The sequence below is a fragment of the Streptomyces sp. NPDC032091 genome, assembly GCF_055580265.1.
On record NZ_JBVILR010000002.1, the window covers coordinates 55877 to 79284 of the forward strand.

Sequence of the window (23408 nt, forward strand, 5' to 3'; positions counted from 1 at the left end):
TCCTACGCCCCCGTTCGGAAGCTGCGGGGAGGTCACCAGGCAGGGTCGTGGGTCACCGGGTCGAGCACGGTGGTGCCGGAGCGGGAGGATCCGGAGTGGAGGGAGCCGTCGGTGTTCCGCTCGGTCCGCAGCAGTTCTTCCCGTATGGCCCGTATGGCCCGGCCCAGCCTAGCCGTATGGGGGTCGTGGCTCGCCAGGAGGTGGACGACGGACCCTGGCGGCGCGTCGACGGCGCAGCGGAGCAGCTCGTCCAGCAGACGGGCATGCTCGAGTACCGGGTCAGCGTCTCGTGCGTCCGAGGGCACCACGGGAACCACTGCCGAGCCGTGGGGAACACTGAACGCGAACGAGACGTCCCCCACACCGACGTCGTCCCGTCCCTGGTGCTCACCCGCGATCCGTTTGGCCGAGGGGGTCTGTGTCACGGTGACGTGCACGTGTGTGTACCCGTAGCGGGGCCTGGTCCTGGTCCTGGTCCTGCGCCTGATGCGCCCGTTCTTCGGTGTCACGGCAGTACCCCTTCCTGCGGAAAGGCGGCCTCCCCAGCATTGCCTCCGGCCCGAGGCCCGGGCACCCGGGGCTGTGCCGTTGGAGTGACGTGGCCGCTGTGCGTCGCGGTGCCTTCGGGGGGCCTCGTCCGACGTCGTAGCGGGTGGCGGGCTGCCGGTTCTTCGAGCCGACCGGGCGTCCGGGGCCGGGGCGAGTGGGTTTTGGTGCACCGGCTGGTGTGCCCGTGTTCCCAGGGACGCCGGAGGTCGCGTGCGAGGGGGCGGGCGAGGCGGAGCTGAGTGTGTACGGCCAAGACGAGCCAGGTCCAGCGGTCTGCCGCCGCCGAGTCCCGCAGCTTGGGCCGGGTCCACCCGAGAGCCTGCCTGAGCAGCCGATACGTGTGTTCCACATCGAAGCGGCGGAGGAACGCCTGCCAGCGCCGGTCGACGTCGGCAGGGCCGGCGCCGGTGCCCGCGCCGCTGGGCAGCTTTTGCGACTGCCAGCCGGATTACGGTGCCCTCGATGAACCTGGATGTTTCATGGGGCTATCAGGGGGTCGCAGGCGCCCCTGAGACAGCCGCCCGACTGCAAAATCTGCTGACCAATGCCGGCCTGCCTCACCCTGACCTGGAGCGCAGGGATGTCCACCGGGCCGCGCTCGGGGTCATCGAGCGCTTCCTCGGCATCTCGCTGCCGAAGGCCCTGATCGTGGAAGGCACCTTGCCAGCCGTCTTGCTGGAACCAGCGTAGCTTTGAGGTCGACACGGAAACGGTTCCGGATAAGAAAAGTGCCGACCTGGCCATGCGAACGCGGCACATATCCCGGACCGGGAAACATGGCATGATCCTGCGCAAGGTGTGGCCCGTACCCGGCCCCGGAGCGAGCTCGGGCGGGCAGGCTCAAGGCTACGGGTGGGGCAGCGGACGGAGGCCGTGGTGTGTGCGCAGTGAGCCGGGCGGCGATAGCGGCCGCGATCGCAGATCTGGTGGCGGCGCATCCACACCTGGCGGTGAATCCCTCCCCACATCCCGCACTGGCAGGGTGTGAGGAGGTCATCTGGTCGGAGCTGCCTGGTTGTGTGGACGGGGTTCCAGCACTGTTGAACGGTCTGGTCGACCCTGATGCCGCCGAGGTTGCCGGACAGGCGCTGAGCCGACTGGTGATGGCAGGGCCGATGCATATCAGCGCCGCGATGCCGGCGATCGTGCCGTACCTGCTCCGTCTGGCGGCCGACCCCGAAGTGCCCCATCGGGGCAAGCACTTCGATCTCATACTGGTGGCTGCGGCCCTGTCGGAGCCGGTCGACCCCGGTAACCCGTGGGATCTTTCCGTCAACGGCCCTGAAGAAGAACACCCTGAGCGGGCCCTGTGCCGCAAGGCGTTCGAGGCCAACGCCGTATGGGTGCGCCGGCTGCTGGCCGACGATCAACTCCCGGAGGGCGATCCGCTGCTCGAAGACGAACGCGATTCGCTGCTCCGGGCCGCCGGACTCATTCCGGCCTGACCAAGCAAGGAGCCCTGACCATCCGCGGTCGGCGCGCGGGTACAGGCGTCCCTTGTACGTGGCGAGGCCCGGGGCGCCGAGGGCGCTGGGGTGTGTTTCGCCTCCGATGGGGGGCAACTTCCCCACCTCGCGCCCGGGCGCTCCTCAGACCTGTTCACGTGATTCCCCACCTGCGGCACCCTGCCGAGGCGGGCGGGTGAGCCCCAGCAGCACTGTCGGGATCAGGACCGCCACCGTCAAAGCAGCCAGGAGCGGTGCGCGCCCTCCCGGAGACAGGTGGCCCGCCAGCCTCATGTGGATCACCAGATGGGGTACGGCGAAGACCAGGTACACCACGAGGCCGGTGCGGATCACCGTCCGGTCCATCGTGAGGGCTCCGGCACCGAGGGCAACGGATGTGGCCAGGCTCATCGCGCCGTAGTCCGTCACCAGGTGGACGTTGTACGCCATTCCCATGCCGACCCAGGGAACGGCGAAGAACGCGTGCGGGAACAGCAGCGCCCAGCATCCGACGCCGAACTGGGCCGCAGCCAGAAAGGCCTGCCCGGCGCGGAGCCATCCGCGGGTCCGCGTGCCGCCCCTGACCACCAGGCCGGTCCCGGATTCCTTCACGAGTGCCACCTCCACGAGGGGCGCGGTCCGGGATGCCCGGGGCCGCGCGTCCGTCAGTACACCCCTCAGGCCGGGCAGCGCTGCGAAATGTGACACCGTGCGCCCACCCGGCCGCAGAGACAGGCCCTGGGCCACGTGCTGGTGGGCGCGGCGGACCGTGGAATCGACGGTGCCAGGTGCCGCTCCGCTGCCACCGGCGGAACAGGTCGTGGACCCGGCCCCACGGCCCGTACTCGACGGGCACGTCCCGCCACGGAACCCCGGGCCGGACCCGGAACCGTATGGCGTCGATCAACTGCCGCCGAGGCCAGGCGGGCGGCCGTCCCACCCCTCGTGCCCTTCGGGCCGGTGTCCCGCGCTCCCTTCGGACTGGTTTCGGGCCTCCGCTTCGCTCCACCCCGAACGGCCTGCTTCGTAGGCACCCCACCCACCGTGGACCGGGGCAGGAACCATCGGTGCTGTGCGGGCGTCTCTGCCGCCGCAAGTGGAGAGCACCGTCCGGCACCGACGATCTGGGGGCACCCGCGATGGTCCGAAAGACCCGAGGAACCTGGAAGACCTGGAGATCCTGGAGAGCGGTGACCACCGCTCTCGGCATCCTGATCTGTCTGACCGCCGCCGGGGCGTCGGCCGCCACCGCCGACCCGGGCGGACCGTTCGCGCCCAACCTGGACCAGCACTGCGCCATACAGAACAGTGGCAGCGGTCCCATGACGACCGCGATACCCGTCGACCGGGTCACGCTCAACCTGGAGACCGTCGGCTATCCCCCGACCGACTCCACCATCACCGTCTCCTACGCCATCAGCGGCAGCACCAGGACCGGCACCGCCAACGGCACGTTCGACACCGCCAGGAAGAACGCCACGTTCAACTTCTCGGTGGCCAAACCGCCGCCGGGCGCGACACTGACCGTCACCTACCAGGTGTGGGTGCACGGCGTCTACTACAGCAACTTCGTGAGCGCTCCGCTGGCGCCCTGCACCTGGGAGAACCCCACCTACGTCGACGCCTCGACGTGGAACGACCACGTGACCGTGACCGGCGTCTCCCAGCGCTGCGAGACCGTCGACATCGGCGTCGGCGGCAGGCACGCCTACATCCCCGAGGACGTCGTGACGGTGGACGTCGCGCACGGTCCGTCCTACGGGCCCTCGCCGTACGCGGGCCGGTCGGTCTGGGCCGACTACTGGATCGTCGGTCAGAAGGCCTACTCCTCGGGAGCGTCCGGCGTCTTCGACGCCGACGGCAAGGCCACGCTGTCGTTCGTGATCCTCGCTCCGACCACCGGCGCCGAACTCGACGTGCTGGCGAGCGGCCAAGCGGGCTCGCGAACCTTCCCCGGCCACTCCTGGGCCGCCATCACCTGCTGACCCGGCACCGACACACCCGACGACCTGGCCCCCACCCCGCGGCGCTTCCCGCCCCCTGTGGGGTTGTGACCGCGGCCCCGCCACGTCCCGCATATCCGTTGGAGGACGGGGCGGGGGTGTTGGTAGCGTCCGTCTGCTGATCGCCAGTCGGCGACACAGCGGTTTACAAGGGGGGAACTATGGCAACTCGACGTGCGCTGCTGGCCAGTGCCGCAGCGCTGGCCGCCGGGAGTCTCGTACTGGGCGGCACCACGGCCGCGCAGGCGGACAGCGGAGTCACCGGCATCACGGTCCAGGAAGCTCACAACGACTGGACCAACAACGGCAAGATCGTCCTGTCCTTGACCGCGCCGAGCGCCGTCAAGAACGTCAAGGTCAGCCTGTACTCGATGGAAACCCAGCAGACCGTGGCCACGGTGGGGAACTTCGAGCTGACCTCCGGCACCGCCGAGAACGGTACGTGGAAGAACCGCGGGCGCGTCCAGTTGCCGAACCTGGGCAGCTACCGCATCGACGTGTCGGCCTCCGACGAGGGCGGCGACACGCTTTCCGCCGCCGGCGTGGGCTATTTCTACTACTCCGTGCAGACAAACCTGAACGACACGAAGGTCGACCGCACCACGGTCGACTACCAGCACCGCAGCGTCACCATCAGCGGTCACCTGATGGGCCAGTGGCCGGGTTCCGGCGCCATCACCCCGATGGGCGGCCTGACCGTGGCGGTCAACTCGTACATGGAGTACGCGGAGGTGACGACGGCAGCGGACGGCAGCTTCTCCGCCACGCTCCCGGTCACCGACCAATACCAGAACCGCATCGAGGCGGCCTTCCAGTACGACCCGAACCACGTTTTCTACAACCAGTCCTCCTCGAAGGCCTTCCCGATCACGGTGAAGAAGACCGCCACCAAGATCGTCGAGACCCCGAGCGAGCGGAAGGTCCCGTTCAAGGGCACGGTGAATTCGACCAGCGCCACCCTGCTCTGGAACTCGCCCACCGGCTGGCAGCCGCTGGCCGGCAAGACGATGGGCTCCAACTCCTTCGGCGACTTCGTCCAGCGCACCACGGACGCCGGCGGCAACGCGCTCTTCCCGGCGACCCAGCCGCTCTGGAGCAACTCCTCGATCGCGGTCGGCTGGCACAGCGACGACCTGTTCCTGGCCGACGCCCGGGCGAACGTCGACATCATGGTCGTGCAGCCCGCCGCGTTCCGGTCCCTCACCGCGACCCGCTCCGATGCGGCGACCGTGGAGGTCGGCGGCAGCATGAGGTTCGAAGGCAACTCGACGCCGGGCACGATCCCGGTGAACATCCAGTACTCCGCCACCGGCAAGGGCGGCTGGACCACCGTCGCCACCGTGCCGGATGCCGGGTGGAACGGTGAGGGCTACGCCTTCTCCACCACCGCCCCGCAGGCAGGGGCGGGTTACTGGCGTGCGACCTACACCGGCGCGCCGCAGTTCGAGAACGCCGTGAGCCAGGTCGTCTACGTCGCCGCTCCCTGACGGCTCCGCGCGCCGGCCCGCAGCCCCCTCGGCCGCAGGGTCGGCAGCGGCACTCCGAGGGCCTCCGTCAGCCGCGGCGGCCGGCGGGAGCAGCAGCGGCTTGAGCGCGCCGCGCTCAGGCGAGGCATCTCACTTCATTTTCTCTCTTGCACTCCCGTTCACCTGGCCGTTCCCGGCGCGGTGCGCGCGACCCGGACACTGCTCCGACACAGCGAACACAGCGAGCACAGGGAACACAGGGAGTCCGGATGACCAGAAGGTTCTACGCGGCCGCAACGCTCGCCCTCGCGATGGGCGTGGTGCCGGCCATCCCCGCGACGGCGGCCGAGGACGGACCCCCGCACGGCGCCCGCGCTCCGTTCACGCTCGCCGTGTACGGCGACGCCCCCTACGGCACCTCGCCGACCGACACGTCCGAATTGCAGGCGACGCCGGCGTTCATCGCCGACGTCAATGCCGACCCGGACGTCAGTACCGTGATCCACGTCGGCGACATCCACTCCGGCAAGCAGTACTGCACCGCCGCGTACAACCAGTCCATCGCCGCACTCTGGAAGACCTTCGCCGACCCGCTGGTCTACACCCCCGGCGACAACGAGTGGACGGACTGTCACAAGCCCGGCGAGGGCGGCGGCAAGTACAACACGGCCACCGGCACGATCGACCCGGTCCTCGACCCGGCCACCGGCCAGCCCGTCGGCTACGCCTCCGGCAACCCGGCCGCCAACCTGGACCTCGTCCGCCAAACCTTCTTCCCCACCCCCGGCCGCACTCTCGGCAGCGGCACGCTGCGCGTCCTGTCGCAGGCACAGCTGCCGAACCGGGCCCACTCCGAGGACGCCCGGTACGTGGAGAACGTGCTGTGGGTCAAGAACGGCACCCTGTTCGTCACCATCAACGTGCCCGGCGGCTCCAACAACGACGCCGACCCCTGGTACGGGGCACCGACCGCCTCCCAGGAACAGCTCGACGAGGCCGCCCGGCGCACTGCGGCCGACCTGCGCTGGCTGGACACCGCCTTCGCCCTTGCCCACACCGGCGGCATCTCCAGCGTCGTGGTCAGCACCCAGGCCGACATGTGGGACGTGGACGGCAAGACCGCCGCACACGTGGCGAACTACGAGCCGATCGTCGCCGGCCTGGCCTCGCACACCACCGCGTTCGGCAAGCCGGTGCTCCTGCTGGTGGGCGACTCGCACGTCTACCGCTCGGACGACCCGCTGCGCCAGGACGCACCCTGCACGGGCGACGCGGGCGTCTGCTCCTACAACGCCTGGAACAGCCACCCGGGCTACGACGTGCCGAACTTCCACCGCATCGTCGTCCACGGCAGCACCGTGCCGTTGGAATGGCTCAAGCTGACCGTCACCCCGGGCGCGCACAACCCCACGACCGACACCTCGTTCGGGCCGTTCACCTGGGCCCGGATCACCCGCAGCTGACCGAACGCCGCAAGCCTGGGACCCCGCAGCGCGTCAGGTGGTCCGTGGTCCGTGTCCGCTCGCTCTGCAGCGGGACATGAGCCTCCCGTCGCATCGGCGGCAGCGCAGCTCGTCACTCTTTCCGGTCACAGGAGCTGTGTCGCCGTCACGTCTCCTCCCCCAACCAGGTTATGGAGGGGCACGTATTGAGCCGGGCCCGAGATCCACGGGCCCCAGCAGACAGGTGACATGGACATGCGAACCGAGGCCGCCCAGCGGGTCGAGCTGATCTTCTCCCTCTTCGACGCCAACGGCAATGGAGTCATCGACTCCAACGATTTCGACCTCATGACCGACCGCGTGCTGAAGGCGGCGGCGGACTCGGACGCCGACGCCAAGGCCGCCATCCGAGCCGCGTTCCGCCGCTACTGGACGACGCTGGCCACCGAACTGGACGCCAACGGCGACGGTGTGATCACGGTCGACGAGTTCCGTCCGTTCGTGCTCGACTCCGCCCGCTTCGGCCCCACCGTCACCGAGTTCGCCGAGGCTCTCGCCGCTCTCGGCGACCCGAACAGGGACGGGCTGATCGAGCGCCCGCTGTTCGTGTCGCTGATGACGGCGATCGGCTTCGAGGAGGCGAACATCCACGCGCTCTTCGAAGCCTTCGGCCCCGACGCCGAGGACCGCATCCCCGTGGCCACCTGGGCCGCCGGCATCAAGGACTACTACGCGCCGCAGATGGCGGGGATCCCGGGCGACCGGCTCGTCTCCGCGCCGGCCGTCTGACGCGGCCTGCCCACCACGGTCCCGGGTCGGCGCAGGCCGCCCCGGGACGCCGTCGCACACCACAGGAGGGGAACAAGGTGAATCCGGTCATCGGACTCGCGGTCGGCCGAGGCACGGGGGCGGAGCTCGCCGAGGTCTTCGTACAGGTCCTGAACAGGATCACGCACCTGTACGGAGCCCGGGTCGAGCTCGTACGGTCCCCGCGCACGTACCACTCGTACGTCTCGCTCAAGGCCGAGGAGGGGGACGTCGGCAAGATCGCGCGGCTCACCGACGAGGACGCCGTCCACTACGAGCGGTTCTGCCGCGAGCAGGCGGGGCTCGGCACCGCCGCCGTCTTCCGTACGGCGATCAACGCCCAGTCGCTCTACCTGGTGCGACAGCGTCTGCAGGCGGTCAAGGTCGAGAGGATCGCCGCCGGGGACGCCTCTGTGCTGCTGGTCCGGGACCAGGCGCAGGGTTTCTACACCGGGGAGAACCAGCACGCGGCCGGTGTGGTCACCCGCACCATGGAGTTCAGCCGGGAGATCACCGAGAAGGTTCTGCGGTACGCGGTGGACCGCGCCCGGGAGGAGTGGCCCGGGGACGGGCCGGACCGGGTGGTGATGGCGTACAAGTTCCATCTCCTGGACGGGGCCCTCGACGACTGGGTGGCCGCGTTCCGGGACAGGCACGGTGTCGACGCGCGGCTGTTCCAGCCCGACACCGTGAACCGCAACATGATCACGCACGGCCTGGCGGACCGTACCGTCATCGTCGCGGGCAACGAGTGGGCCGACATCATGCACGTGGTGCTGCTCGACCGGTTCGGCGCCGAGCGCCAGGAGAACCGCTGCACGGAGAACGTCTACCTGCACCCGGAATTGAACGGCCTGGTCGAGTACCAGACGGTGCACGGCTCCGCCGACGACCTGGAAGGCACCGACACCGTCAACCCCACCGCGACCGTCCGGGCCGCCGCGCTGATCGCGGAGCGGCACGGCGGCTGCCGGGGCGCGGTCGCCGCCGTGGAGTCGGCACTGGCCGCCGTGCTCGACCGGGGCATCCGGACGCCGGACCTCGGCGGTCGCCACTCCACCGGTGACACGGTCACCGCCCTGCTGGACGCGCTCGAAGCGCAGCTCCGCCCATGACCGCGGCGAACGGCACGGCACTGGTGGTCGTCGACCTGCAGAACGACTTCTGCGCCGGCCCGGTCGCCACCGCCCGCTACCCGGGCGACCCCGCCCGCCTGGAGCGGGTGGCGGCCCACACCGAGCAGGCCGTCGCGGCCGCGCGGACGCACGGCGTCGAGGTCGTGTTCGTCCGCTTCCTCGGCGACGTCCACCTGCAACGGGAGAGCTGGCGCCGCCGCGACGAAGCCCAGGGCAAACGCCCGAAGTGCCTCGACGGCAGTTGGGGCGCGGAGTTCCACCGGGTGGCGCCGGCCCCGGGCGAGGCGGTGTTCACCAAACACGCCTGCTTCGACGCCTTCCTCGCCGACGGATTCGAGCGGCACCTCGTCGGGAGCGGGGCCGGGCACCTCGTCCTCACCGGGCTGTTCGCCGACGTCTGCGTGGACTCCACGGCCCGCACCGCCTTCCAGAAGGGCTATCACGTCACCGTGTTGCGGGACTGCACCACGGCGCTCCACCTGCCCGACGAGTCGGTCCTGGGGTTCATGAGCCGGGTCTACGGAGCACGCGTCACCACCCACGACCGGGTCACCGAGTGGACTCGCGGTCCGGGAGAGGAGGACGCGTGGGCAAGGGAGTCGAGTCCGGCGTCGGTCTGACCGCGCTGATGGTCGCGGCGGCCCGGGCGATCGAATCCCACCGCCCCGACGCGCTGGCCACGGACCGGTACGCCGAACACTTCGTCCGCGCGGCTCGCGCCTCCGCGCACTGGCCGGTCCACCCCCGGCAGGTCCGGGACGGCGAGTCCGACCCGCTCTGGGGGCGGCTCGGCCGCTACTTCGGCCTGCGCACCCGGGTTCTGGACGATCATCTCCTCGCCTCCGCCCGGGCCGGTGCCCGCCAGGTCGTCCTGCTCGGGGCCGGCCTGGACAGCCGGGCGTTCCGGCTGGACTGGCCGCCCGGGTGCACCGTCTTCGAACTCGACCGGACCGACGTCCTCGCCTTCAAGCAGGACGTCCTCGACCGGCGGGGCGCCGTACCGGCGACCCGCCGGGTCCCCGTGGCGGTCGACCTGCGGGAGGACTGGGCCGCGGCCCTGCTCGCGGCGGGCCTGCACCCGTCAGAACCCACGGCCTGGCTGGCCGAGGGCCTGCTGCTCTACCTGCCGTCGGCCGCCGAGCGGTCCCTCGTCGACACCGTCGACCGGCTCAGCGCCGATGGCAGCACCCTGGCTTACGAGGCCAAACTCGGAGTCGAGGCGGACGCTGTCCGCTCCAACCCGGTCTACACGGCCGCCCGCGTCCGCATCGGCGTCGACCTGCTCGCTCTCTTCGACGCCGAATCCCGGCCGGACACCCCCGCCGACCTCACCGCGCGCGGCTGGTCCACGACTGTCCACACCCCGTTCGACTTCACCCGCCGCCACGGCCGAGGCCCGCTCCCCGAGCCGGACGACGCCCTCGCCGCCAACCGCTGGGTCATCGCCCACAAGCCCTGCGGTGAGGTGCGCCCCGGCGTGCCCCATCCGTGCCCATCGGCCGCCGGTCGGCCGCACAGCGCCGCGCCTTCGGCCGACTCCCCGAGGAACAGCAGCGGCGTCTCGCCGGGCTCGGGGTGAAGCCGTCGCGGCCGCCGTGTCCGGGCGGGGTGCGGAAGCTGAGTTCTGGCCCTTGCAACGGCAGTCGTTACGCGCACGGTGTGATGAACCGGCGACGTTGCCATGCCGGGCAGACGACCGTGAGCCGGGAGTGCTGTACTGGCCCGGTGGACGCAGCTCTAGCCACTCTTTTCGTCGGTATCGCCGGACCGGCCCGCCGCCGGCGGTGAGTTCGCGGGCCAGGGCGAGCGGGGCGCCGCGGAGCAGGGCCCCGGGGTCGCGCCCCACCGCCTCCCGGGCGCGGGCGACCTCGGCGAGCCGGCGGTGGCGGCGCAGCCGTCCGCGGTCGTCGCCGAGCCAGCCGCGCAGCCGGGGCCAGGCCCGGATGAAGGCCTCGTGGGTGGGCTCGACGGCCCCGTGGCCGAGGGTGAGCAGGCGGGGGCGGCGGCGACCCGGGCGAGGACGGTGCGGGTGTCGGCGTCCTGGCCCCGTTCGGCCCGGTAGACGGGCCGTTTGGTGTCCTCAGTGCCCTCGCCAAGGGCGAAGAGGTGGATGAACACCTGACGGGCGAGGCGCTGCTGGGGGGCCGAAAGGGAGTCGTACAGGGCTTCGGCGGCCTGGGCGAGGGCGCTCTCGAAGCCGCCGGCGGCGGACCCGTCCAGGGAAGTGGGTGAACGACTGCGGCTTCTGACCGCCGCCCCGACGGGCGGCCGATCCACGGCTGCCGATCCCCGCGGCCCGCCGCTCCCTCCGGGCGGCGGGCCGCGGCCCATGCGCGTGCGCGGTTCAGCCTGCTCCAGGCGCGCAGGCCGCCCGGGCGAGGGCGACCGCGCCGGCCAGGCCGTCCGCGACCGGGTAAGGCGCCAGGCCCCAGTCGGCCATCCGGGCGGTGAAGCGCTGCAGCAGCGGGCCCCGCGGGCCGAGCAGGCCGCCCACCGTGACGAGGGGTTCGCCCGGCCGGGGCCGGAGCGCGGCCGTGCTTTCGGCCAGCAGGTCCGCGGCCTCGTCGAGGATCGCTCCTGCCACCGCGTCCCCCTCCGCGGCTGCCCGGACCACCAGGGGGCAGTGGCGGGCCAGGCGGACGGGGGCGGCCGGGTCCAGCGCTCCGTCGATGAGGGCGTAGCGCAGTGACGGCGGGTCGGGGACGGGCGTCCCGAAGGCCTCGGCCAGCCGGGCCGCCAGCAGGGTCGCGGGGCCGCGTCCGTCCACCGCGCGCAGGGCCCGGCGTACGCCCTCGCGGGCGATCCAGAAGCCGCTGCCGTCGTCGCCGGTGAGCCAGCCGCAGCCATCCGCCGTCGCGGCCAGGCGGTGGCCGCGCATCCGGGTGGCGGCCGCGCCCGTGCCGGCGATCACCGCGAGGCCGTCCGGCGGGCAGCCCGGGGCGGCGGCGAAGGCGACCTCGGAGTCGGCGGCGACCCGGACGTGCGGGGGTGCGCAGCCGTGGCGGGCCAGTGCCGTGTGCAACGCCCGGCGGGCCACCTGCTGTCCGCGGTCGCCGGCCCGCCCGGGGATCCCCGCCCCGGCGAACCCGGCGACGACGCAGACGACGTCCGCGGCGCCGCCGGGGGGCAGCACCCGCCCCACGACCCGGGCCAGGCGTTCGGTCAGCTCCGGCTCGGGGACCGACCGTACGTTGGCCGCCCCGGCCGAGGCCGTCGCCAGAACGGGTCCCCCGGCCGCCGCCGCGAGCGCCGCCCGCAGCCCGGAGCCGCCCCCGTCGATGCCCAGCACCAGTGCGGTTCCCGTGCTCCGGCCCCATCCGTCCGGTTCCCGGCGCACCGTCAGCGCCTGTCGTCGTCGCGCCGGTAGGGCCGGACGGCCTCGTCCGTGGCGGCCATCGCCTCCGTCGTCCGGTCGTACGTGCGCTGTGCCACGGCGACGTAGAGCACGTCGAGGACGGCCATCTGCGCGTGCCGGGCGAGGACCGCCTCGGCCTTGAGGCCGGCCGCGCGCACGCGGGTGGTGAGGACGAGTTCGGCGTGGGCGGCGAGCGGTGAGGCGGGGGCGTTGGTCACGGCGATGGTGGTGGCCCCGCGCGCGGCGGCTTCCGCCAGTACCTCGCGCGGCTCGCGGGTGCCGCCGCTGTGCGAGAGGACGAGGGCCACGTCGCCGTGGCCGAGTACGGCGGCCCCGGTGAGCGCCACGTGGTTGTCGCTCCACGACCAGACGGGCAGGCCGATGCGGTAGAGCCGCTGCTGGAGCTCGGCGGCCATGGTGGCGCTGCCGCCGACGCCGAAGAGCTGGGTCCGGCGGGCGGAGGCGATCCGGGCGGCGGCCTGTTCCACCACGGACAGGTCCAGGGCCTCGACGGTGCGGGTGACGACGTCCGAGACGGTCGTGGCCACCGAGGCGGCGACCCGGGCGAGGGAGTCGTGCTCGCCGATGTCGGGGCCGATGTCGGCGCGCCAGGTTCCGCGAGCGTCGCGCTCCGCCCCCGACGCGGCGAGGGCGAGGCGCAGCTGCGCGTAACCCGGCAGGCCGAGGGCGCGGCACAGGCGGGTGATGCTGCCGGTGGAGACCCCTACGGCTTCGGCCAGTTCGAGGATGGTCCGCGCGGCGGCGGCAGGGGGGTCGTGGAGGATGAACACGGCGAGGGCCCGCTGCGCTTCGGGCAGCTCAGGCTCCAGGGCGCGGAGTCGGTCGACTGTCTGGCTCACGGAGAACAATTCTTCATGATGATGGCGCGTTCCTGTCAAGGATCCTTGACGGTTTCCCGCTCGGGCCCCACATTTCTGCCCCGGCGAAGAAAAATGTTTCTCCGTCGGCAAGTCGACCCACTTCAGAAGGCAGGAAGAGCATGTCCTCATCCTTAGGGCGCGGGCCGCTGCGGCGGCTCGGTGTCCTGGCCGCCGTCCTGGGCGCGCTGGCCGCTCCCTCGGCCGGAGCCGCGTGGGCGGGCCCCGGAACGGACGGGGGCCGCGGCGCGGCCCTCCCGGCGGGGGCACCGATCCGGACGGCGGCGGGCGAGCTGGCCGCCGTCATCGACGCGGCGGCCCCGGCGGGCTACGCCGACACCTACGCGGGGGTGTCGGTCGACGCGGAGGCCGGCCGTGTCACGGTGTTCGCGACCGACACGGGCCGGGGCCGGGCGCTGGCGGCGGCCGCGGAGCGGTCCGCGCCGACCGGCGGCCGGGTCCGTGTGGAGGTGAAGGCTGCCAAGTACAGCAGGAAGCAGCTGGAGGCGGCCCGTACCGAGCTGGAGGCCGCGGCCGACGGCTGGCGTGCCGCCGGACCGCAGGTCTCGATGGTCTCCTTCGGCGCGCAGGGGGACGGCCTGCGGGTCGCCACGGACGATCCGGCGCGCGCGGCCGCGCTGAACCGGGCCCGGCCGGTCCGCCAGGGGGCGGGCGTCGGGGTCGATCCCGCCGACGTCCGGTTCCTGGCGGCGACGCCGGTGCCGGTGGACCGCGACAACGACGGGGCGCCGCACTGGGGCGGGGCCACGATCACCTCGTCGTCGGCCCAGTGCACCACGGCCTTCGCCATGGACGTGCCGGGCTGGGACCGCTACATGGTGACGGCCGCGCACTGCGGCGGGCCCGGTACGCACTTCACCAGCGGCAGCAGCGACTACGGCACCGTCTTCAACACCCTGCCGGTCATCGACGCGGGGATCATCAAGACCGCCGGCGGCTCCAACTCCGGCGTGTACATCGGCACCGAGAACCGGTACTACGCGAACTGGGTCTGGTCCCTGATGGGCGAGGAGGTCTGCCAGAGCGGCTCGGTCACCCGCTACCGCTGCGGGATCTTCGTCACCGGTGACGCCCAGCACCGGGACAACGGCATCTGGGTCCAGGGCGGCATCGAGGCGTGCACCCGCGACGGCTCGACCGCCGTACGCCACGGCGACTCCGGCGGCCCGGTGTTCAACTGGCGCGCCGACGGGAAGATCACCAGCCGGGGCGTGATCAGCTACATGTTCTCCAGCGGCGCCTCGCCCGGGGTGTACGACTGCATCGGCTGGTCCCAGACCGGCCACGTCCTCGCCTCCTGGCAGGCCTCCCTCGTGACGAGCTGAACGACCGCGCTTGTCGGCGGCCTGTCAGTGCGCCGGGTCTGCCGTCACCCCTCTCAGAGCCGCTCGGCGAACGGTCACCGTGACCGTTCGCCGAGCGGGAGGCACTCACGCCAGTACAGCCTCAGGGGCGCCAGTCGGCTTCCAGGTCGTGGGAGCCGGTCTTGGTGAGCTGGGTCAGTGCGGTGCCGTCGGCCCGTACGAGGTAGAGGTGTTCGGGGTCCGCGTCGTCGGTGCCGCCTCTGGTGAAGACCAAAGTGCTGCCGTCCGGGGACCAGGAGGGGTACTTGTCGTTGAAGCGCGCCGAGGTGACGCGGTGGAGTCCGGTGCCGTCGGGGCGGACGACGTAGAGGTGGGCGAAGCCGGAGGCGTCCACGCGGCTGAAGGCGATCCGGCCGCCGTGCGCAGCCCAGTCGGGCGTCCCGTCGTGGGAGCTGGGGCCGGTGATCGCCGTCTGGGCCAGGGTGGACAGCCGGATCTTCATCAGCCTGCTGTTTCCCGCCGCATCCGCGCGGCTGAACGCCAGGTACTTGCCGTCCGGGGACCACGTCGGATGGAGGTCGTCGGCGGCGGTGTGGGTGAGCCGGGTGGCGGGAGTGCCGTCGATGCCGGCCACGTAGATCTCCCGCTGGGTGCCGACCGGCTTGGCGTAGGCGAGCCGCTTTCCGTCCGGGGACCACGCCGGGTCGGAGGCGCCCTTGGTGCCGGGGACGGCCTTGAGGTCGCTGCCCGTGGTGCTCATCGTCCAGATGCCGTCGGTGGCGCCGCCGGCTTCGTAGCGGACGAAGGCGACGCGTTTGCCGTCCGGGGACCAGCTGGGCATCACGTCACTGACGGTGGGGGTGTGGGTGAGTTTGACGGTCGTGCCACCGCTGGGAGAGATCGCGTAGAGGTCTTCCGTGGGCGCTGCGGCGGTGTAGCGGGCGAAGACGATCGGGTGGTCCCCCGCCGCCCCCGCGCCTCCTGCGGCACCGAGGGTCAGGGGTGCGGCCATGGCCAGCACCGTGGCCGGCACCGCCGCCCAGCGGCGCCGCGGTGTGCGGGTGGAACGGCGCGCGCTGTGTACGCCGGTCCCGTCGATCCCCGGAGTCGTTCCTTCGGTTCTGCCTTTGCCGGTGCGGTGTTGATGACGTCTCAAGGTGTCCACCCGATCCCTCCCTACGGCCTGCTGCGGGCCGTTGCTGCCCGTAACGTCCCACCGATGGGGCTCGGGGGGAAGCGAGGGCGCCGGGGGGTGCGCACCCTGTGACATGTTCCGTACACCGCTGTCACACTCTTCGGCCCCTTCGATCCGGGTCGATCCGCTGAAGCCACGTGCCTGCGGGGCCCTGGATGTCTGTGGGGGTGTCGAGGAGGTCGTGCGTGAGGGAGAAGTCCGCGAGCACCCGGCCGAGCCAGGGGCGCGCGCGGCGGGCGTCGGCGCCCTCACACGACGCCCGTCATCGGCAGCCTGGTCGGCTCGATCCGGATCCGGGCCCTTCATCACCGACGACGGCCGGCTGATCGCCTTCACCCAGGGCGGGGCGGGCAACCGGTACGGCATCACCCTGCGCGAGGTCGGCACCGGACGGGACCTGCTGCAGTGGGACTCCCCTGAAGGGTCGGGGCCGGCATGGCTGGATCTGGCTCCTGACGGAGCCCACATCGCCGCCCTCGTACGAGAAGCGGGCGTCCCCACCGGCGAGGGAGACACCCTGAAGATCCTCGACGTCCACACCCGCAAGGAAGTCCGTTCCGTCTCCGGGACCCAGGTCTCCGGCGCCTTCAGCCCCGACGGGCGGCTCGACCTGACCACCAGCGGCCTGCTCGTGAACCTCACGACCGGCGCCGAGCGGAAGGAGCCCGACTTCGGCGGTGGAGTCCGCAGCGTGGCCTTCTCCCCGGACGGACGCCTCGTGGCCGCCTTCAGGGAGACCGGCGTGATCGAACTGTGGGACGGTCAGGTCACCCGGCGGATCACGGCGATGTCGAGCAGTGTCTCGCGCGGCGGCACACACGGCGGCCAGGACCTGGACCGGTTCACTTTTTCGCGGGACGGCCGACTCCTCGCCGCCGTGGCCGACGGCTATGCCGTCCAGCTCTGGGACACCGACGAGCACTTCGCCCTGGGGACCCCCTCTTCCTGGCCGGACGCAGCGTCGAGTCCCCCGCCTTCGACGGCAACGGGCTGCGAACGGTCGCCGGCACCCGGGCCCAGTCCATCGACCTGGCCCCGGAACGGCTGGCCGAACAGGTCTGCCAACGCACGGGCCGCGACCTCACCGACCGCGAGTGGGCGACCTATCTGCCCGACCTCCCCCGCCGCCGCCTCTGCTGAGAGGCGGCCGGACTGTGCCCGCCGCTTCCTGAGCCTGCCGGTCCCGGTCGGCGGCCGCCCGGTGGTCCTCCACCCACGACATCAGCCCGGCACCCTGCCCCGGCGCGCCTCCGCCGCCAGCGCGACTTCCCGGGCGTAGAGGGCCACCGTGGCCACCTCGCCGTGGTACTTGTAGGGGCTGTCCGATGGGTTGTGAGAGCCGATCACGGCTGTGGCCTGGTCTTCGCTGAACGAAGGGGTCGCATGTCGCGCTACACAGCCGAAGCAGAGGCGAGGATGAAGGGGGTCACGTTTCCCGCCTGGCACGGAAAGCACTACGTGACCCTGGCCGAGCTGCTGGTTCGCCTCGGCAGCTTCGCCTTGGACCTGACCTGGCGCGTCGAACTCGACGAGATCGTCGACCCTCGCTGTGTCGAGATGGAGAGACGGTCCGCCGATTCCGGCATGGACACGTTGACGCTTTTGTCGTTGACGACTCCCTTCCTCCAGTTGATCGACGCCGAAGCATGTGGGTTCGCCGGGGATGACCTGGTGGTCGTCCTGACCGAATTCGACAGTTCCTTGTGGGACGTCAGGGCTGTCGACGAGCGCGTACTCAGCGAGCTTCGCCACCACTACCCGGGTGCCAAGGACCTCTGAACGGGGAGCTTCACTCCGGACGGAGCCATAGGCGGATCGCGGCCACGGTGACCGTTCCGGTGGAAGCCCGCCTTCTCCGGCGAGGTGGATCTTTCAGGTGAGCCCACCTCACGAGGGTCCCAGGGCCTCATCGGAGCGGTGACGTGCCGGGCTCCTGCGCCGAACTGGGATCACGGACCGCGGAATGGCCGCCGGTCGGCGGGGGGCGTCCCGCCGACCGGCGGAGTGAGATGGTCCGTGGCGAGTGGTGGGGTGAGGAAGGAGTACAGGGCCTCACGCGCCCGGACCGCACGCGGACAGGCATGGAGGACGGTCATGACAACGGCGCTGGTCAAGGGCGGCAACGTGTTGCTGAGCAAACAGGCACCCGGACTGACCGCGGTGACCGTCGGACTGGGGTGGCGGACTCCGGGCCCGGGCGGTGGCGGGTATGACGTGGACGCCAGTGCGCTGATGTGCGACGGGGCCGGGAAGGTGCTCTCCGACCAGCACTTCGTCTTCTTCAACAACCCGCGCAGTCTGGATGGTTCGGTCGTCCTCGTCGAGAACGCGGCGGCCGTCGGCGGAGCGGACGTCGAGCGGATCGACGTCGACCTCGTCCGCGTACCGGCCGGTGTGGCGAAGATCGTCTTTCCGGTGTCCCTGTACGAAGCAGACCGGCGCGGCCAGAGCTTCGGGCAGGTCACGGGGGCATACATCCGTGTCCTCGACCGGGTCAGCGGCCGTGAACTGGCTCGCTACGACCTCACGGCCGGGGCGTCGGCCGAGACCGCGTTGGTCTTCGGCGAGCTGTACCGGCACGGTACGGAATGGAAGTTCCGCGCCATCGGCCAGGGCTACGCCTCTGGTCTGGCGGGCATCGCGATCGACTACGGCGTCGATGTGCTGCGCGCGGACGCCGGCCCGGCCACCGCGTCCGCGTCCCTGCCCGCCGCCCACCACACTCCGGCCTCCGCCGCGCCCCAGGAGGCGCCGGACACATCGTCACCATCCGACGGGAGTTCCACCATGACCTGCTTCTTCGACCCCCACCACGGCGCCGGCACCACTTGGGTGATGTGGTCACCCCAGTGGGGAACGCCCCGCCAGGTCCAGACGTGCGGGGGCTGTGCCCAGCGGGTGCAGAGCACGCCGCCGCCCTACTACGGCGCGCCCCCGGTGGCGGACCCGCACGCCGGTTATCCGGCACCGGCTCAGCAGGGGTATCCCCAGCAGAGCCACCACCAGCAGGGGTACCCCCGGGAGGGCTATCCGCAGACGCCCGGCGAGAACCGGCCCCGCCGGTTCGGCACCGGCGCGCTGATCGGAGCCGGAGCCGCCGGTCTGGTCGGCGGCGCCCTGCTCAACGAGGCGTTCAGCGACGACGAGCACGACGACCACCACTGACGGCGAACGCTCCGTATCCGTGCGCGGCTTGGCCGGGTCGCTCCGGGGCGACCCGGCCCGTCCGGCCCCTCTGCCGGCGTGGGTCACGGGGCGGGCGCCAGGAGCTGGGTGGCCGCCAGCTGTGCGTACAGCGGGTCCCGGTCCACCAGGTCCCCGTGCGTGCCCACGGAGCGGACGCGGCCGGCCTCCATCACCACGATCCGGTCAGCGTTGATCACCGTCGACAGCCGGTGGGCGATCACCAGCACGGTGGTCTCCTGGGCCACCTCGGCGATGACCTCCCTCAGCGCCAGCTCGTTGACGGCGTCGAGCTGCGAGGTCGCCTCGTCCAGGAGCAGCAGCCGGGGCTTGCGCAGCAGGGCACGGGCGATGGCGAAGCGCTGCCGCTCGCCGCCCGACAGTGTGGAGCCGCGGTGTCCGACCGGTGTCCGCAGGCCCTCCGGGAGCCGCTCGACGAGGGCGTCGAGTCCGGCCCGCGTCAGCACCTCACGGATGTCGGCGTCCGTCGCGTCGGGTGCCGCGAAGAGCAGGTTCTCCCTGAGCGTGCCGGCCAGTACGGGGCTCTCCTGTTCCACGTACCCGATGGCTGCCCGCAGTTCGGGCAGGGGCCAGTCGCGTACGTCCTTGCCGTCGACCAGGACCCGGCCGCCGGTTGGTTCGTAGAACCTTTCGATGAGGGCGAAGACCGTCGACTTGCCCGCGCCCGAGGGGCCGACGAAGGCCGTCATCCCGGCCGCGGGCACCTCGAAGCCGACGTCATGATGGACCTCCGCGAGGTCGGCACGGTAACGGAAGGAGACGTTGTCGAAGCGGACCGTCGCCGGGCCTTCCGGCGCTGCCGGCTTCGCCGGCGGGGTGGGCTGCCGCTGAGGCGGCGGCTCGGTCGACAGCCGCTCGGCCTGCGTGATCCGGGAGATCGCGGCCGCGCCCTCCTGGTACTGGGTGGCGGCGTCGACCAGCTTGGACAGGGGCTCCATCAGGTAGAAGAGGTAGAGGAGGAAGGCGATGAGGGTGGAGACGGGAATGTCCCCGGAGGCCACCCGCGCCCCGCCGATCCCGAGCACCGCGAGGAACGCCAGCTGGACGGCGAGCTCGTCCGCCGATGAGGCCACGGCCTCCCATTTCGCGCTCTTCACACCGTGCTGCCACGCCCGGTGCGCCGCCGCCTCCACACGGGCGGCTTCCCGCGCCTCCGCTCCGGACGCCTTCACCGTGCGGAACGCGCCGAAGACCCGTTCCAGCGCGTCGGAAATCTCCCCGACCGCCTCCTGCGAACGCTCGGTGGCCCGGGCGATCCGCGGCATCACCAGTGCGGTGGCCCCGCCGATCAGCAGGAGCGCTCCGAGCGTCACACCCAGCAGTACGGCGTCCAGGGCCGCCATCATCACGAGCGCCGCGGCGAACGTCACCGCACCGGTGGCCCCGGCGACGACGGCCCGCGTGGTGACCGCGCGCAGCAGCGTCGTGTCGGAGGTGACCCGTGACATCAGATCGCCCGGCGGGATCCGGTCGACCTCCGCGAGACGCAGCCGCAGCAGCCGTCCGATCAGGGAGCGGCGCGCGGACAGCACGACCGACTCCGCCGTCCGTTCGAGCACGTAGGTGCCGAGGGCCTCGAACACCATGCCCACCAGCACCAGACCGGTGAGTGACACCAGGATCGTGGTGAGGGTCCCACCGGAGGTCAGCCGGTCCACCAGTGCCTTCGTGGCCAGCGGCTGGAGCAGCGCGCCCGCGGATCCGGCCAGGGCGCACAGCAGGCCGAGCGCGATGGCCCACCGCTGCGGCCGGGCATGCGCGTACAGCGCCTTGAGGGTTTGGCGCGTGGTCAGGTGCTCAGCGTCCTTCGGTGACGGGTCGGGTGCGGTGTTCACGTAGTTTCTCTCTCTTACGGTCTGCCGGGCGTCGGCCCGTCCGGGATGGCCTGCGGCCCACTTGTCAGGCTGCGCTGGCGCGCCCGGTCAGCTCCCGGCGCAGGAGCAGGAGCGCCCGGTGCAGGGTGCTTTTGACCGTGCCCGGGGAGACGCCCAGTGCCCCGGCGGTTTCCTCGGTGCTGAGCTGTGCCCAGTACCGCAGCACCACCACGTCGCGCTGCCTGGTACTGAGCACCCTCAGGAGGTCCAGCAGTTCGGCCCGGTCCAGGAGCTGGTCCGTGCCGCTTTCCGCGGGGCGTTCCGGCGGGCGCTCCATCGGCACCTCGTCCGTGGTACGGGCGCGCCACCAGTCGGTCCGTACGCTGATCATGACGCGGCGGAGGTAGCCGTCGGCGAGGGACTTGTCGGCGATGCCGTCCCAGCGCTCATGGGTGCGCAGGAGCGCCGTCTGGACCAGGTCCTCGGCGTCGGCCGGGTCGGGCACCAGGTGCCGGGCGGTGCGGAGCAGGGCGGGGCGCCTCATCCGGACGTACTCCGCGAAGTCCTCCGGCCGCTCAGGGCCTCCGGGTGGCCGGAGCCGGCCGGGACGGCGTGCGGCGGGGGCGGCCGGGTGGGGGACCGTGGGGTGTCGGGGCCGGCTGTTGCCCCTCACACGTGGCGGGCGACGGCCGGCAGCAGGTCCTCGAAGGTCCTGCCGCTCTCGGGCCGGCCGATGGCGACCATGTTCCACGTGTGCCCCCTGCGGACGACCTTGGCCATGATCTGGGCGGTGTGCGGGCCGCCCTCGGTGAGCGTGTAACGGGCCAGCTCCTGCCCGGTGGCATCGTCGACGAGCCGGCAGTACGCGTTCTCGATCGCCTCGAAGGTCTCGCCGCTGAAGGAGTTCACGACGAACACGATCTGGTCGGCCTGAGGCGAGACCCGCGGCAGGTCCACCCGTATGAACTCGTCGTCGCCGCCGCCCGTGCCCGTGTTGCCGGTCCGGTTGTCGCCGGAGTGCTCCACCGCGCGGTCGTCGCTGAGCAGGCGGTTGAAGTAGACGACGTCGATGACGCGGGCGCCGCTGAACAACACGGCCGATGCGTCGAGGTCGATGTCGCGCGGCGGCATGAACCGGCCGAGGAGTCCCTGGCGCGGGGTGGCCTGCCAGCCCAGTCCCATACGGATCAGGGTCAGGGGGCGGCCGTCGGTCTTGGTCAGGCTGATCTGCTGGCCCTTGGTGAGGTTCACCGTCATCGTGGCTGTCGATTCCCTTGGTAGGCGTGTGGACGGGTGCCCCCCGCCCGCGCACTGGCTGACGTCTCCCACCCTCGCCCGCCGTCCGAGCTGGCCGGAACACGGCAGGTGTCCGGGGGCGCCCCGCCAGGTGTCCGGCGCTTCCCCCGCCACCCGGCGGGACCATCAGACCGGCGCGGCGCCCCCGCTGGTACGCGCCGGTCACGCTCCCGGGCTGCCGTCTGCCCGTACGTGCGTCTTGGCGAGCGGCCGGGCGGCGGAGGCCGAGGCCGGGGACGGGGACGGGGACGGGGTAGGAGGGGCCAGCAGCCGGGCCATGGCCATGGAACCGCCGCCGTGGAGCAGGACACTGCCGAGCACGGCGAGCGTCATGGCGTCCAGGGCGGTGTCGGCGTAGAGCCCGAGCGGAAGGGCGTTGAAGGCGAGCAGGCCGAACACGATGGAGGTGGTGCCCCGTGGTCCGAGCGCGCCGACCATGAGCCGTTCACGCCGGCTGAACCGAGAGCCCAGGAAGGCGAGCGCGATCGGCAGGATCCGCACGACGGTGAGTGCCGCCCCGCACAGCAGGAGTACGCGCCATTCGACGCCCTCGCTCAGCGCGAGGACCACGGCGTTCCCGAAGAAGAACCACATGATCATGGTCATCAGGGAGCTGGTGTCCTCGACGAGCTGGAAGTCCGAGGCGGCGGGGGCTGAAGCCCCGTGCCGACGGACCGGTGCCTGCCGTACGCAGCGGAAGGCGATGCCGCAGACGAACGCGGCCACGAAGCCGTTCCCGTCCACCGCCACCGTCGTGGTGTAGGTGAGCAGCGGTGTGATCAAGGCGAGGATCCGCCTCGACTGCTCGGTCATCCAGCCGGCGCGGTCGGCCGCGTTCATCAGCCACGCGACGAGCGCCCCCAGCAGGATGCCGACGAGGAGCGCTTTCACCGCGAACGGCACGACTGTGGCCAACGCCTCCAGGGGGGTGCGCGCCTGGGACTTCGACCCGGCGAGTATCACCGCGAACAGGAAGAGGGGGGAGACGATCCCGTCGTTGTAGCCGCTTTCCACGTTGAGGACGCTGCGCACCCGCTCCGGGATGCGCCGATCGCGCACGAGGAGGTCGGCGGGGGCGAAGTCGGTCGGCACGATGATGCACGCGATCAGCAGGAGCACCGCCAGCGGCAGCCCCGGCAACAGCCACGTCCCCAGCGCGACGGTGAGGATCAGGCTCAGGGGCAGTGCCACCAGCAGGGCCCGGGCGGCCGAACCGGGATCACGGCCGAACAGCCGCCCGCCCGGCAGTTCCGTGGCGTCGACGAACAGGAGGACGGCCAGAATCACCTCCACCACCCGCAGGGCGATCTCCGAGTTGAGCGCGGCCGCGATCTGGCTCTGCGTGAACACGCCGGTGACGACACCGGCGAGCACCAGGACCATGGGCGCCCGCACATGACGGCCTTCCAGCCGTCTGGCGACGAGCGCCCACCCGGCCACCACCGCAGTGATCACGATCAGGACGAAGGTCATCGGAAACCCGCTTCGCGAAC

The 23408-nt window shown here is 71.8% G+C and carries 22 protein-coding genes and 4 pseudogenes; 13 read left to right on the plus strand and 13 right to left on the minus strand.

Features of this window, described 5'->3' with window-relative positions; translation table 11 throughout:
* Nucleotides 1–32: 32 nt before the first annotated feature.
* Nucleotides 33–305 carry a hypothetical protein gene (locus ACZ5NJ_RS03135; RefSeq protein WP_468762121.1) on the minus strand — a complete coding sequence of 91 codons (273 nt, stop codon included), beginning with the start codon at nt 303–305 and terminating at the stop codon, nt 33–35.
* A 328-nt stretch (nt 306–633) separates the two neighbouring features.
* Nucleotides 634–1013: pseudogene (locus ACZ5NJ_RS03140) on the minus strand (NF041680 family putative transposase); the annotation flags it as partial.
* On the opposite strand from ACZ5NJ_RS03140, the gene ACZ5NJ_RS03145 reads away from it, so the two are divergent.
* Nucleotides 1012–1239 (plus strand): hypothetical protein, encoded by a 228-nt coding sequence (locus ACZ5NJ_RS03145; protein WP_468762123.1) that lies wholly within the window; start codon nt 1012–1014, stop codon nt 1237–1239. The pseudogene ACZ5NJ_RS03140 and the gene ACZ5NJ_RS03145 sit on opposite strands and share 2 nt — an antisense overlap.
* 188 nt (nt 1240–1427) lie before the next feature.
* The gene (locus ACZ5NJ_RS03150; protein ID WP_468762126.1) at nt 1428–1994 is read left to right on the plus strand and encodes a hypothetical protein; all 567 of its coding nucleotides are present in this window, start codon (nt 1428–1430) and stop codon (nt 1992–1994) included.
* 144 nt (nt 1995–2138) lie between these two features.
* Here the strand turns inward: ACZ5NJ_RS03150 and ACZ5NJ_RS03155 are convergent, their stop codons facing one another.
* Together ACZ5NJ_RS03155 and ACZ5NJ_RS03160 are read right to left on the minus strand one after the other, a co-directional pair.
* Nucleotides 2139–2606 carry a hypothetical protein gene (locus ACZ5NJ_RS03155; protein ID WP_468762128.1) on the minus strand — a complete coding sequence of 156 codons (468 nt, stop codon included), beginning with the start codon at nt 2604–2606 and terminating at the stop codon, nt 2139–2141.
* 226 nt (nt 2607–2832) lie between these two features.
* Nucleotides 2833–3294, minus strand: a pseudogene (locus ACZ5NJ_RS03160) (transposase); the annotation flags it as partial.
* On the opposite strand from ACZ5NJ_RS03160, the gene ACZ5NJ_RS03165 reads away from it, so the two are divergent.
* The 7 genes from ACZ5NJ_RS03165 (at nt 3185) to ACZ5NJ_RS03195 (ending at nt 10427) form a co-directional block, all read left to right on the plus strand.
* Nucleotides 3185–3979, plus strand: a complete 795-nt coding sequence (locus ACZ5NJ_RS03165; RefSeq protein WP_468762130.1) for a hypothetical protein — start codon at nt 3185–3187, stop codon at nt 3977–3979. The pseudogene ACZ5NJ_RS03160 and the gene ACZ5NJ_RS03165 overlap by 110 nt on opposite strands.
* Nucleotides 3980–4158: 179 nt before the next feature.
* Nucleotides 4159–5484 (plus strand): hypothetical protein, encoded by a 1326-nt coding sequence (locus tag ACZ5NJ_RS03170; protein ID WP_468762132.1) that lies wholly within the window; start codon nt 4159–4161, stop codon nt 5482–5484.
* Nucleotides 5485–5732: 248 nt separating this feature from the next.
* Nucleotides 5733–6926 carry a hypothetical protein gene (locus tag ACZ5NJ_RS03175; RefSeq protein ID WP_468762135.1) on the plus strand — a complete coding sequence of 398 codons (1194 nt, stop codon included), beginning with the start codon at nt 5733–5735 and terminating at the stop codon, nt 6924–6926.
* A 234-nt stretch (nt 6927–7160) separates the two neighbouring features.
* A complete protein-coding gene (locus tag ACZ5NJ_RS03180; RefSeq protein WP_468763129.1) occupies nt 7161–7694 on the plus strand; it encodes an EF-hand domain-containing protein in 534 nt (177 codons plus the stop codon).
* Nucleotides 7695–7771: 77 nt separating this feature from the next.
* A complete protein-coding gene (locus ACZ5NJ_RS03185; RefSeq protein ID WP_468762137.1) occupies nt 7772–8827 on the plus strand; it encodes an isocitrate/isopropylmalate family dehydrogenase in 1056 nt (351 codons plus the stop codon).
* Nucleotides 8824–9468, plus strand: coding sequence for a cysteine hydrolase family protein (locus ACZ5NJ_RS03190; RefSeq protein WP_468762139.1), 645 nt, complete (start codon nt 8824–8826; stop codon nt 9466–9468). The genes ACZ5NJ_RS03185 and ACZ5NJ_RS03190 overlap by 4 nt, the downstream gene beginning before the upstream one ends.
* Before the next feature lie 8 nt (nt 9469–9476).
* Nucleotides 9477–10427: an SAM-dependent methyltransferase gene (locus tag ACZ5NJ_RS03195; RefSeq protein ID WP_468763131.1), complete on the plus strand. Its 951-nt coding sequence runs from the start codon at nt 9477–9479 to the stop codon at nt 10425–10427.
* Between the two features lie 264 nt (nt 10428–10691).
* Here the strand turns inward: ACZ5NJ_RS03195 and ACZ5NJ_RS03200 are convergent.
* The 4 genes and pseudogenes from ACZ5NJ_RS03200 to ACZ5NJ_RS03215 all read right to left on the minus strand — a co-directional run.
* Nucleotides 10692–10841 (minus strand): annotated as a pseudogene (locus ACZ5NJ_RS03200) (nSTAND1 domain-containing NTPase); the annotation flags it as partial.
* 20 nt (nt 10842–10861) lie between these two features.
* Nucleotides 10862–11179, minus strand: a pseudogene (locus ACZ5NJ_RS03205) (nSTAND1 domain-containing NTPase); the annotation flags it as partial.
* Between the two features lie 13 nt (nt 11180–11192).
* Nucleotides 11193–12137 (minus strand): N-acetylglucosamine kinase, encoded by a 945-nt coding sequence (locus tag ACZ5NJ_RS03210; protein WP_468762142.1) that lies wholly within the window; start codon nt 12135–12137, stop codon nt 11193–11195.
* A 50-nt stretch (nt 12138–12187) separates the two neighbouring features.
* Nucleotides 12188–13063, minus strand: coding sequence for a MurR/RpiR family transcriptional regulator (locus tag ACZ5NJ_RS03215; RefSeq protein ID WP_468762144.1), 876 nt, complete (start codon nt 13061–13063; stop codon nt 12188–12190).
* A gap of 140 nt (nt 13064–13203) precedes the next feature.
* Between ACZ5NJ_RS03215 and ACZ5NJ_RS03220 the strand changes: the two genes are divergently transcribed.
* The gene (locus tag ACZ5NJ_RS03220) at nt 13204–14427 is read left to right on the plus strand and encodes a chymotrypsin family serine protease (RefSeq protein ID WP_468762147.1); all 1224 of its coding nucleotides are present in this window, start codon (nt 13204–13206) and stop codon (nt 14425–14427) included.
* Between the two features lie 121 nt (nt 14428–14548).
* On the opposite strand, the gene ACZ5NJ_RS03225 is transcribed toward ACZ5NJ_RS03220, so the two are convergent.
* Nucleotides 14549–15418 carry a hypothetical protein gene (locus tag ACZ5NJ_RS03225; protein WP_468762149.1) on the minus strand — a complete coding sequence of 290 codons (870 nt, stop codon included), beginning with the start codon at nt 15416–15418 and terminating at the stop codon, nt 14549–14551.
* A gap of 364 nt (nt 15419–15782) precedes the next feature.
* Between ACZ5NJ_RS03225 and ACZ5NJ_RS03230 the strand changes: the two genes are divergently transcribed.
* From ACZ5NJ_RS03230 to ACZ5NJ_RS03240, 3 genes are all read left to right on the plus strand, one after another.
* Nucleotides 15783–16880 carry a WD40 repeat domain-containing protein gene (locus ACZ5NJ_RS03230; RefSeq protein ID WP_468762151.1) on the plus strand — a complete coding sequence of 366 codons (1098 nt, stop codon included), beginning with the start codon at nt 15783–15785 and terminating at the stop codon, nt 16878–16880.
* 104 nt (nt 16881–16984) lie between these two features.
* The gene (locus tag ACZ5NJ_RS03235) at nt 16985–17380 is read left to right on the plus strand and encodes a hypothetical protein (RefSeq protein ID WP_468762153.1); all 396 of its coding nucleotides are present in this window, start codon (nt 16985–16987) and stop codon (nt 17378–17380) included.
* Between the two features lie 315 nt (nt 17381–17695).
* Complete coding sequence (locus tag ACZ5NJ_RS03240; protein WP_468762156.1) at nt 17696–18766, plus strand: TerD family protein; 1071 nt, start codon at nt 17696–17698, stop codon at nt 18764–18766.
* 83 nt (nt 18767–18849) lie between these two features.
* Here the strand turns inward: ACZ5NJ_RS03240 and ACZ5NJ_RS03245 are convergent, their stop codons facing one another.
* The 4 genes from ACZ5NJ_RS03245 to ACZ5NJ_RS03260 form a co-directional block, all read right to left on the minus strand.
* Nucleotides 18850–20640, minus strand: coding sequence for an ABC transporter ATP-binding protein (locus ACZ5NJ_RS03245; protein ID WP_468762158.1), 1791 nt, complete (start codon nt 20638–20640; stop codon nt 18850–18852).
* Nucleotides 20641–20704: 64 nt separating this feature from the next.
* Nucleotides 20705–21163: a SigE family RNA polymerase sigma factor gene (locus ACZ5NJ_RS03250; RefSeq protein ID WP_468762160.1), complete on the minus strand. Its 459-nt coding sequence runs from the start codon at nt 21161–21163 to the stop codon at nt 20705–20707.
* A 125-nt stretch (nt 21164–21288) separates the two neighbouring features.
* Entirely contained in the window at nt 21289–21876 is a 588-nt protein-coding gene (locus tag ACZ5NJ_RS03255; protein ID WP_468762163.1) for a TerD family protein, read from the minus strand.
* A gap of 201 nt (nt 21877–22077) precedes the next feature.
* Nucleotides 22078–23388 carry a cation:proton antiporter gene (locus ACZ5NJ_RS03260; RefSeq protein WP_468762165.1) on the minus strand — a complete coding sequence of 437 codons (1311 nt, stop codon included), beginning with the start codon at nt 23386–23388 and terminating at the stop codon, nt 22078–22080.
* Nucleotides 23389–23408 lie beyond the last annotated feature (20 nt).